Below are 10,168 nucleotides of genomic sequence, written 5' to 3'. Positions count from 1 at the left end.
TAAGGGCGCTCGTCCTCAATCGCCGGACGGGCTGAGGTGGCCTGGTGCTGCCCAGCACCGAGCAGTTAAGGGGCGCGGGGAACTGCGCAAGGCAGACTGGATACGACATGCGGGCCGGCACCGGTCCTGCCAGGGGCGCGGGGAACTGCGCGAGAAGCGGGCACGGTCCGCACACGAACGAGGGGTCAGGGGCGCGGGGAACCGCGCGCACCCCGGGCACGCTCAGGACCGATAGGGGCGCGAGGAACTGCGCGAGCAAGCCGGCACGGTCCGCAGACGACCGGAGGGCTGGGGGCGCGGGGAACTGCGCAAAAGCACGGCGCCCCGCATCCCCAGCCCACACCCCCAAGGGAGCGCGGCACCAGGGGCGCGGGGAACGCGCCGGCGGGGTGTCCGGGAGCAGGGCCGGGGCGGGGGCCCTGGGAAGGGCCCGGGCCTGTCCGGCCCGGGCCCGGCGGGTCAGGGGCGCAGGGCCCGGCGGCGGCGCCGCACCGCAACCCCCGCAAGGGACAGCAGCACCCCCGCCCCAGCCCCCACGGGCACCAGGCCACCCCCATGCCCGGAGCCGCCCACTGCAGCGGCAGCAGGCGCGGCCCCAGCAGAGCCCGCCTCAGAGGCAGAGGGCGCGCCCGGCACCGCAAACCCGCCCGCCTTGCCCGTGCGGTCGTACGCCGACCCGGGCAGCTTGTCCCCGTACGCCCGGGAGACGCGGCGCTGGTACGCGGCGAGGCTCGTGCCCCCGGCTCCCACCGCCCCGACCGCGTCCTCGTCGAGCGGCAGCACCCTGCCCCCCTTCTCGACGTACCACGCGTTGATCTGCGGCTCCTGGAACACCGTGCCGCCGGGCAGCTTCGCGGCGCCGGCCGCGGTGTAGCGGGACTCGTCGTCGCCGGTCGCTATGTTGACCACCTTCCAGGACGCGCCCTGTTCGACCGTCCACAGCGAAGCCTTCTGGCCGTCGGCGGAAACGGCCGTGGAGGCGAGGTATTCGAGCTGGGCGACGGGCGCGCCCGCCTTCCCCGCTACGAACTGCGGGGAGAGGGCGTAGACGGGCACCGCGTCGCCCTGGATGCGGGGCGCGGCGGCCGTGAGCGCCACCTTGCCGTCCCGTGCGAAGAAACGGGAGAGCGTGTCGAGGGTGGCGGGGGCGGTCGCGGCCCGGTGGGCCGCCGCGCGGGACTCGGCCGACGCGAGGGGCGCCTGGTCGGCGTGGGCGTGCGGGGCCGCGAGGCCGAGGAGCACCGCGGCGAGGGCCGCGGGTGCGAGACGGGTCGCCTTCATCGTCGTCACGCCCCGATCCGGTAGAGCGAGTGGGTCCAGGAGAAGGAGTTGTTGCTGACGTACCAGTCGTGCGACGCCCAGTTGTAGCGGGTGCTGGAGGGCCACGGGTCGCCCCAGTACACCCAGCTGCTGGCGTCGTCGTAGCCGTACACGACGTGCATGTGACCGCCGCCGCTCGACCACTGGATGCGGGTCTCGATCGGGCGGTTGCCGTTGATCTCGCTCTGGACGGTCGAGTAGCGCAGCCAACCCGTCACGTACGAGCCGGAGTTGATGCCGGCCCAGCGCAGGGCGTTCTGTACGTTGCCGAGGTCCGCCTGCCAGTTGGGGCAGTCGTAGCCCTGCGTCCGGCCGAAGGCGGCGTTGCAGAACTGGTTCTGGGTGTAGGAGCGGCCGAACCAGGTGGCGATGGTGTTGCCGGCGCCGGCCCAGCACCAGTTGTCCTTCTGCTGGGACTGCATGGTGATGTTGAGGCGCTTGGAACCGGCCGCGCTCGCCGCGGCGGCTGCGGCGGGCACCTGGTGGTCGCTGTGCGGAGCGGCGGTCGCCGTTGCCGTGGGGGCGGCGAACAGGGCCGCCACCACGAGGGTGAGGGCCGACAGCCGTCTCTTCTTGTCGCGCATCGCGTTCCTCCCATGGCGGGGTGGGGGGCGGGGATGGTGGGGGATCGCGTCCGGACGCTTGTGGTTGAGCATCGGACGTTGTCGAGAACAGGTCAACGCGCTTCAATGCGGGTGGGACGCGCATGTGAACGGAGTGGCCGGAGTGTGAACAACTCCTCTGCCGCCACCAGGTTTTCCCCGGCCTGCCGCCGCTCCGCGCCCACCCCCCACCGTGAACGTTCACTGAGGAGTCCCCCATGCTCCACACCGAGGCCGACCTGAAACAGGCACTCCACACCGGCCCGTTCCACCTGGCGCTGCGCGCCGCCCTGTCCGTGCGGGGCCTGCCGCTCCAGCGCGTCCAGCACCATCTCGCCGGGCGCGGCATCAAAGTCGGTGTGACGAGCCTGAGTTATTGGCAGCAGGGGGCCCGCAGGCCCCAGCGACCGGAGTCGCTGCGCGCGGTGCGGGCCCTCGAAGAGGTGCTCGGACTGCCCGCGAACTCCCTGCTGCGGCTGCTCGGCGGCCCCTCGGCCCCCGACGTCGAGCGCCCCGCGGGACGCTCCTACCGTTCGCTCGTCGAGGCGTCGGGGGTGGTGGAGCAGCTCATCGCGGGCCTGGAGGCACCGGTGGACGGCGGGCTCCACACGGTCGGCCACCACGAGCGCGTCCGCATCGGCGCGGGGCGCGAGCTGCTCGGCCGCGACTCCCAGCACGTCGTACGCGCCCACCGTGACGGCATCGACCGCTATCTGGCCATCCACCGCGGGGACGCGGGCTGCGATCCGTCCCGGGTCGAGGTCCGCGCGGGCGAGAACTGCCGTACGGGGCGGGTCCGTTGGGACGCCTCCACCGGCGTCCTGGTCGCCGAGCTGCTCTTCGACACCCGGCTGCGCGGCGGCGAGACGTACCTTTTCGGGTACGGCTTCGAGGACGGTACGGGCGGACCCAGCCGCGAGTACGTCCGCGGCTTCGCCTTCGCGGGCGGGCAGTACGTGCTGCAGGTGCGGTTCGACGAGCAGGCCCTGCCGGCCCGCTGCCGCCGCTTCGCCCAGACCTCCACGGGCGCCACCCGCTCCGGCCGCAGCGACCTCACCCTCAGCGGACGGCACCGCTCGGTGCACCTGGTGGAGCAGGGGGTGCGGCCGGGGATCCTGGGGATCGACTGGGACTGGGAGTGAGGCGGCCGCGCCGGGCCGTCGGGAACCGGGCCGGCCCTCAGGCGTCGGGGCCCGCCACCAGCTGGCCGTCCTTCAGCTTCACCGGGACGGAGGGCAGCGGCACGGTGGCCGGGCCCTGCACGGGCTTGCCGGTCATCACGTTGAAGCGGCTGCCGTGGCAGGGACAGTTCGCGTGCCCGTCCTCGATCTTCTCCAGGAGGCAGCCGGCGTGCGTGCACTGCGCGCTGAACGCCTTGTACTCGCCCTTCGCCGGGCAGCACACCATGACCCGCTGCTCGCGGTAGAGCTTGGCGCCGCCGACCGGGACCGCGTCGGGCGTGCCGAGCGGTTCGGGGCCGGTCGGGGTGGGGGTCTCGGCGTGGCCGAGCTTGGAGTCGGTGGAGCAGGCGGCTACGCCGACGCCGGCGGCCCCGGCGAGGGCGGCGCCTTTCAGCACGGTGCGGCGGGCGGCGGGCTGGCCGGTCATGGGCTGTCTCCACTGATCACTGGTCTTGTCCTGGCCGGCCGTACGCACGGCCGACCCGGCCGCGGCAACCGACCCGGGTTGCGTCTTCGACGATACCGGCGCAGATCGGCCGCCCCGCGCCGGGGCTCGTCTGGCGACCGGGCTGCCTGTGCGGGCGCGGCGCGGGTCCGGGATGCGGGCGCGGTACGGGCTTGGGATGTGGGCGCGGCACAGACCCGGGATACGGCCCGGGATACGGCCCGGGATACGGCCCGGGGTACGGCCCGGGGTACGGGCCCGGCACCGATCCAGGATGCGGGCGCGGCACTGGCCGGGGATGCCGCGCCGCACGGGCCCGGGATGGGTTACGTTCTGGGCCGTGATCGTCGTCGCCGGAGAAGCCCTCATCGACCTGGTGCCGCAGCACCCCGGGGATCCGCTGGGGCCGCTGGCGCCGCGGCCCGGTGGCGGCCCGTACAACACCGCGGTGGCCCTCGGCCGGCTCGGCGCGCGGGTCGCGTTCTGCTCCCGCATCTCCACGGACGGCTTCGGCGGGGCCCTCCTCGGGGGGCTTCGCGCGGCCGGGGTGGACACCTCGCTCGTGCAGCGCGGGCCCGAGCCGACGACGCTCGCCGTGCCGGCGCTGGGTGCGGACGGCTCGGCGGGCTACGGCTTCTACGCCGACGGCACCGCGGACCGCCTCTTCACCCTCCCCTCCCCACTCCCTTCCACCGCAACGGCGTTGGCCCTGGGAACGTGCTCGCTGGTCCTGGAACCCGGGGCGACCGCGTACGAGGCCCTGCTCCGCCGGGAGTCCTCCAGGGGCCTGCTGACCCTGCTCGACCCGAACATCCGCCCCGCCCTGATCCCCGACCCCGAGGCCTACCGCGCCCGCTTCAGGAGCTGGCTGCCGTACGTGTCCCTCCTGAAGCTGTCGGAGGAGGACGCGGAATGGCTCGGCGGCACGGCGCAGGAGTGGCTGGCCGCGGGGCCGGCCGCGGTGGTGGTGACGCGGGGGGCGGCGGGGTTGTCGGCGTACACGGCCGACGGCGAGGAGCACACGGTTCCCGCCGAGCGGGTACGGGTTGTGGACACGATCGGCGCGGGCGACACGGTGAACGCGGCGCTGCTGCACCACATCCCGAACGCCTCCGCCCTGCTGACGGCGGACTGGCCGGGGGTGTTGCGGTACGCGGCGAGGGTGGCGGGCCTGACGTGCACGAGAGAGGGGGCCCAGCCCCCCAGCGCGGCCGAGGCCGCGACCCTGCCGTAACCCCTCCCGCCTCCGGGGTGCGCTCTGCCGGAAGCGCCGCGCAGTTCCCCGCGCCCCTGAACCCCGGTCATGTGCGGACCCCGGTCGCTACTCGCGCAGTTCCCCGCGCCCCTCAGCCCCCGGTCGCCTGCAGACCGTGCCCGCTTGCTCGCGCAGTTCCCCGCGCCCCTGGCAGCACTGGTGCTGGAGGGGTTGTGGAGTGGCCCGCGCCCCTGAACCCCCGTTGCCTGCGGACCGTGCCCGCTTGCTCGCGCAGTTCCCCGCGCCCCTGGCAGCACCGGGGGCCCGGGGTTTGCACGGTTCCCCGCGACCCTGGCAGCACTGGTGGTGGACGGGTTGTGGAGTGGTCCCCTGGCAGGACCGGTGCTGGCCTGCACGGGCATCCTCAGCCCGTCCGGCGTTTGAGGACGAGCGCCGTTCAGGCGCGATCGGGGTTCGGGGCGGAGCCCCGAGCAGGGGTGCAGGGGGCGGAGCCCCGCCAGGGTTCGAGGGGCGGAGCCCCTCAGCGGGTCTGGGGCGCAGCCCCAGGGGCCGGGCCCATCCAACCCCCGTCACGGGCGGGCGGGTGGGCAAACCCCTCGGGGTCCGGGGCGAAGCCCCGGGGGCTCAGCCCGTACAACCCCCGTCGCGGGCGGGCGGGTGGGCAACCCCCTCGGGGCCCGGGGCGAAGCCCCGTGCGGCTCGGTGGGCGAACCCCCTGGGGGCCGGGGGCACAGCCCCCAGAGATCTGCCCCGGCTCACCCCTTGCGAGCCCGAGTCACCTTCTTCGCAGCAACCCCCTTCTTCGCAGCAACCCCCTTCACCGGAGCCGCCTTCGCAGAACTCCCCTTCGCAGAAGCCCCCTTGGCCGACCCCGCCCTCGGCGCCCCCCGCTTCGGCGACTTCCGGGCCGGGGACGACGCCGCGTCGCTGATCCGGTCCGCCCCCAGGATGTCCCGCAGGAACTTCCCGGTGTGGCTGGCCGGCTCGGAGGCGACCTCCTCCGGCGTGCCCTCGGCGATGACCAGGCCACCCCCGCTGCCGCCCTCGGGCCCCATGTCCACGACCCAGTCCGCCGTCTTGATGACGTCCAGGTTGTGCTCGATGACGATCACCGAGTTGCCCTTGTCGACGAGCCCGGACAGCACCTTGATGAGCTTGGAGATGTCCTCGAAGTGGAGCCCGGTCGTGGGCTCGTCCAGGACGTACACCGTGCGCCCGGTGGACCGCTTCTGGAGCTCGGAGGCCAGCTTCACACGCTGGGCCTCACCGCCGGACAGCGTGGGCGCGGACTGCCCGAGCCGTACGTACCCGAGCCCGACCTCGTTCAGCGTCCGCAGGTGACGGGCGATCGTCGGCACGGCCTCGAAGAACTCCAGGCCCTCCTCGATCGGCATGTCCAGGACCTCGGAGATGGACTTGCCCTTGTAGTGGACCTCCAGCGTCTCCCGGTTGTAGCGCGCCCCGTGGCAGACCTCGCACGGCACGTACACGTCCGGCAGGAAGTTCATCTCGATCTTGATGGTGCCGTCGCCCGAGCAGTTCTCGCAGCGGCCGCCCTTGACGTTGAAGGAGAACCGGCCGGGCAGGTAGCCGCGGACCTTGGCCTCCATCGTCTCGGCGAACAGCCTGCGGACGTGGTCGAAGACGCCCGTGTACGTCGCCGGGTTGGACCGCGGGGTGCGGCCGATCGGCGACTGGTCGACGTGCACGACCTTGTCGACGAGGTCGTCACCGGCGACCCGGGTGTGCCGGCCGGGCACGCTGCGCGCCCCGTTCAGCTCGCGGGCCAGGTGGGTGTAGAGGATGTCGTTGACCAGTGTCGACTTGCCGGACCCGGAGACGCCGGTGACCGCGGTCAGCACGCCGAGCGGGAACGAGACGTCGATGTCGCGGAGGTTGTTCTCCTTGGCACCGTGCACCGTGAGCTTGCGCGCCGGGTCCACGGGGCGCCGCACGTCGGGCAGCGGGATGGACCGCTTGCCCGCCAGGTACTGCCCGGTCATGGACTCCTTGTTGGCGAGCAGCTGCTTCAACGGCCCGCTGTGGACGACCTTGCCGCCGTGCTCACCCGCGCCGGGGCCGATGTCGACGACCCAGTCGGCCACCTTGATGGTGTCCTCGTCGTGCTCGACGACGATCAGCGTGTTGCCCATGTCGCGCAGGCGGACCAGCGTCTCGATCAGGCGGTGGTTGTCGCGCTGGTGCAGACCGATCGACGGCTCGTCCAGGACGTACAGGACGCCGACCAGGCCGGAGCCGATCTGGGTGGCGAGCCGGATGCGCTGGGCCTCGCCGCCGGAGAGCGTGCCGGCCGCGCGGTTGAGCGAGAGGTAGTCGAGGCCGACGTCGACCAGGAACTTCAGCCGCTCGTTGACCTCCTTGAGGACCCGCTCGGCGATCTTCTTGTCGCGGTTGTTGAGCTTCAGCTCGGCCAGGAAGTCCGCGCAGTCGCTGATCGACATGGCGGAGACCTCGGCGATGGACTTCCCCATCACGGTGACCGCGAGGACCAGCGGCTTGAGGCGGGTGCCCTCACAGGTGGGGCAGGGCACCTCGCGCATGTAGCCCTCGAAGCGCTCGCGGGCGCCGTCGCTCTCCGCCTCGGAGTGCCGCCGCTTGACGAAGGGCACCGCGCCCTCGAAGGAGGTCGTGTACGCCCGCTCTCGGCCGTACCGGTTGCGGTAGCGCACCTCGATCTGGGTCTTGTGGCCGTACAGGAGCGCCTTCTTGGCGCGCTGGGGCAGGCCGGCCCAGGGGATGTCCGTGCGGAAGCCCAGCTCGTCGGCGAGCGCGCCGACCAGGCGGGCGAAGTAGTCCTTGGTGTGGCCGAGCGACCACGGCGAGACCGCGCCCTCGTCCAGGGACTTGTCCTCGTCCGGGATGATCAGGTCGGGGTCGACCTCCATGCGGGTGCCGATGCCGGTGCAGTCGGGGCAGGCGCCGAACGGGGAGTTGAAGGAGAAGGAGCGCGGCTCCAGCTCCTCGAAGGAGAGGTCGTCGTAGGGGCAGTAGAGGTGCTCCGAGTACATCCGCTCGCGCTCGGGGTCGTCGGCCGCGAGGTCGACGAAGTCGAGCACCACCATGCCGCCGGACAGGCCGAGCGCGGTCTCCACCGAGTCGGTGAGCCGGCGCTTGGCCGAGTCCTTCACCGTGAGGCGGTCGATGACCACCTCGATGGTGTGCTTCTCCTGCTTCTTGAGCTTGGGCGGCTCGGCGAGCTGGATGGTCTCGCCGTCGACCCTGGCCCTGCTGTAGCCCTTGGTCTGGAGGTCGGCGAACAGGTCGACGAACTCGCCCTTGCGCTCGCGGACCAGCGGCGACAGGACCTGGAAGCGGCTGCCCTCGGGCAGTTCGAGCACCTTGTCCACGATGGCCTGCGGCGACTGGCGCGAGATGGGCCGGGCGCACTCGGGGCAGTGCGGCTTGCCGATGCGCGCGAAGAGCAGGCGCAGGTAGTCGTAGACCTCGGTGATGGTGCCGACCGTCGAGCGCGGGTTGCGCGAGGTCGACTTCTGGTCGATCGAGACCGCGGGTGAGAGGCCCTCGATGAAGTCGACGTCGGGCTTGTCCATCTGGCCGAGGAACTGGCGGGCGTACGAGGAGAGCGACTCGACGTAGCGGCGCTGGCCCTCCGCGAAGATCGTGTCGAAGGCGAGCGAGGACTTGCCCGATCCGGAAAGACCCGTGAAGACGATGAGGGAGTCGCGTGGCAGGTCGAGCGAGACGTTCTTGAGATTGTGCTCGCGCGCGCCACGGACGATGAGACGGTCGGCCACGCCGGTCCGCACCTTTCTTGGGGGGAGGGGGCTGCTGGAGCCCCCGTCCAGGGTAGGGGGGCCGCAACGGCGATGTCGTTGATTCTTGGATGAATCCGGACAGGTTCCTCAACGGTTCTGGGCGGGAACCCATTCCCGAGCGTATAGCACGCGCATTCGATTTACGGACTCGTCCAGCCACCTTCACCCGGACGAGTGGCGGGGCTATCGTCGGCGCCATGATTGATCACGCACGCGACCTGGCTTCTGTACGCGAAGCCACCGATCGACTGCTCACCGCAGCCGCCGCACTGGACAACGCGGCCGTCGCCGAGCCGTCACGGCTGCCGGGCTGGAGCCGCGGCCACGTACTGGCCCATATCGCACGGAACGCGGACGCGCTCGTCAATGTGCTCGCCGGGCGGCCCATGTACGCGAGTGCCGAAACGCGCGACGCCGACATCGACCGCGACGCGCCCCGCCCGCTGGACGCCCAGCTCGCCGACGTGCGCGACAGCGCGGCCGGCTTCCAGGCGGAGGGCGAGCGGCCCGCCGACTGGTCCCGCACCGTGGAGCTGCGCAACGGCGTGACGGACGCGGCGGCCCGGGTGCCCTTCCGCCGGCTCGTCGAGGTCGAGCTGCACCATGTGGACCTCGGCATCGGCTACGAACTCGAAGACCTGCCCGCGGAGTTCGTGCGCCGCGAGACCGACTTCCTCACCGAGCGCTTCGCCGGGCACAAGGACCTGCCGCCGCTCGCCCTGAGCGACGACGCCGGCGGCACCTGGACCACCGGCGGTGGCGCCCAGGGCCCCGTCGTCCAGGTGTCCGGCCCCGCCGCGGACCTGGTGGGCTGGCTCGCCGGACGCCGTGACGGCGCCGCCCTGAAGGCCTCCGGCGGCGCGCTGCCCGCCCTGCCCCCGCTGTGATCGCGGCGCTAGGCTGAGGCCATGACGTACAGCGGAGCGGTGAAGGCCGGCGGTCCCGCCGATGTGCACGAGTTGACGGACCTGATGATCTCCAAGGTCGAGGTCGGCGCCATGGGCAACAACGCCTATCTGCTGCGCTGCCGCGCCACCGGGGAGCAGCTCCTCATCGACGCGGCCGCCGACGCGGCGACGCTGCTCACGCTGATCGGTGACGACGGCATCGCGTCCGTCGTCACCACGCACCGCCACGGCGACCACTGGCAGGCGCTCGCCGAGGTCGTCGCCGCGACGGGCGCGCGCACCTACGCCGGCGCCCATGACGCGGAGGGCATCGACGTCCCCACCGATGTGCTCGTCGAGGACGGCGACACGGTCCGGGTCGGCCGCGTGGAGCTGACCGCGCGCCACCTGGTGGGCCACACACCGGGCTCCATCGCCCTGGTCTACGACGACCCGCACGGCCACCCCCACGTGTTCACCGGCGACTGCCTCTTCCCCGGCGGCGTGGGCAACACCTGGAAGGACCCGGAGGCCTTCGCCAGCCTCATCCGCGACGTCGAGACCAAGCTCTTCGACGCCCTGCCGGACGAGACCTGGGTCTACCCCGGGCACGGCAACGACACCACGCTGGGTGACGAGCGCCCGCACCTGCCGGAGTGGCACGCGCGCGGCTGGTAGCCCGCGCCGGGCGGCGAGCTCGACCGGCTCCGCCGCCCCACT

Annotated in this window: 8 protein-coding genes; 4 read left to right on the top strand and 4 right to left on the bottom strand. The window is 72.6% G+C overall.

Annotated features, from left to right (window positions below; translation table 11 throughout):
- Nucleotides 1-459: 459 nt before the first annotated feature.
- Nucleotides 460-1,281: a hypothetical protein gene (locus ACGF3I_RS28945; RefSeq protein WP_393137071.1), complete on the bottom strand. Its 822-nt coding sequence runs from the start codon at nt 1,279-1,281 to the stop codon at nt 460-462.
- A 5-nt stretch (nt 1,282-1,286) separates the two neighbouring features.
- Entirely contained in the window at nt 1,287-1,904 is a 618-nt protein-coding gene (locus ACGF3I_RS28940; RefSeq protein WP_393137063.1) for a papain-like cysteine protease family protein, read from the bottom strand.
- 236 nt (nt 1,905-2,140) lie between these two features.
- On the opposite strand from ACGF3I_RS28940, the gene ACGF3I_RS28935 reads away from it, so the two are divergent.
- Nucleotides 2,141-3,064, top strand: coding sequence for a hypothetical protein (locus ACGF3I_RS28935; protein WP_393137061.1), 924 nt, complete (start codon nt 2,141-2,143; stop codon nt 3,062-3,064).
- Nucleotides 3,065-3,101: 37 nt separating this feature from the next.
- Here the strand turns inward: ACGF3I_RS28935 and ACGF3I_RS28930 are convergent, their stop codons facing one another.
- The gene (locus tag ACGF3I_RS28930) at nt 3,102-3,530 is read right to left on the bottom strand and encodes a Rieske (2Fe-2S) protein (RefSeq protein ID WP_393137059.1); all 429 of its coding nucleotides are present in this window, start codon (nt 3,528-3,530) and stop codon (nt 3,102-3,104) included.
- A 358-nt stretch (nt 3,531-3,888) separates the two neighbouring features.
- Here ACGF3I_RS28930 and ACGF3I_RS28925 point away from each other — a divergent pair, with 358 nt between their 5' ends.
- Complete coding sequence (locus tag ACGF3I_RS28925; RefSeq protein WP_393137057.1) at nt 3,889-4,782, top strand: carbohydrate kinase; 894 nt, start codon at nt 3,889-3,891, stop codon at nt 4,780-4,782.
- Nucleotides 4,783-5,519: 737 nt separating this feature from the next.
- Here ACGF3I_RS28925 and uvrA read toward each other — a convergent pair.
- Nucleotides 5,520-8,540 carry an excinuclease ABC subunit UvrA gene (gene uvrA / locus ACGF3I_RS28920; RefSeq protein ID WP_393137055.1) on the bottom strand — a complete coding sequence of 1,007 codons (3,021 nt, stop codon included), beginning with the start codon at nt 8,538-8,540 and terminating at the stop codon, nt 5,520-5,522.
- Between the two features lie 218 nt (nt 8,541-8,758).
- Here uvrA and ACGF3I_RS28915 point away from each other — a divergent pair, with 218 nt between their 5' ends.
- Nucleotides 8,759-9,448, top strand: coding sequence for a maleylpyruvate isomerase family mycothiol-dependent enzyme (locus ACGF3I_RS28915; protein WP_393137054.1), 690 nt, complete (start codon nt 8,759-8,761; stop codon nt 9,446-9,448).
- 21 nt (nt 9,449-9,469) lie between these two features.
- Entirely contained in the window at nt 9,470-10,126 is a 657-nt protein-coding gene (locus tag ACGF3I_RS28910) for an MBL fold metallo-hydrolase (RefSeq protein WP_393137052.1), read from the top strand.
- Nucleotides 10,127-10,168 lie beyond the last annotated feature (42 nt).

Source organism: Streptomyces sp. NPDC048111 (genome assembly GCF_043202815.1).
Lineage (GTDB): Bacteria > Actinomycetota > Actinomycetes > Streptomycetales > Streptomycetaceae > Streptomyces.
Note: the sequence above shows the minus strand (reverse complement) of the source record. Positions and strands in the feature narration are given on the sequence as shown.

Bases quoted from the DNA above. Each gene is read 5' to 3' on its own strand.
- ACGF3I_RS28945 (WP_393137071.1), bottom strand. From the start codon at position 1,281: ATGAAGGCGACCCGTCTCGCACCCGCGGCCCTCGCCGCGGTGCTCCTC.
- ACGF3I_RS28930 (WP_393137059.1), bottom strand. From the start codon at position 3,530: ATGACCGGCCAGCCCGCCGCCCGCCGCACCGTGCTGAAAGGCGCCGCC.
- ACGF3I_RS28935 (WP_393137061.1), top strand. From the start codon at position 2,141: ATGCTCCACACCGAGGCCGACCTGAAACAGGCACTCCACACCGGCCCG.
- ACGF3I_RS28940 (WP_393137063.1), bottom strand. From the start codon at position 1,904: ATGCGCGACAAGAAGAGACGGCTGTCGGCCCTCACCCTCGTGGTGGCG.
- ACGF3I_RS28915 (WP_393137054.1), top strand. From the start codon at position 8,759: ATGATTGATCACGCACGCGACCTGGCTTCTGTACGCGAAGCCACCGAT.
- ACGF3I_RS28910 (WP_393137052.1), top strand. From the start codon at position 9,470: ATGACGTACAGCGGAGCGGTGAAGGCCGGCGGTCCCGCCGATGTGCAC.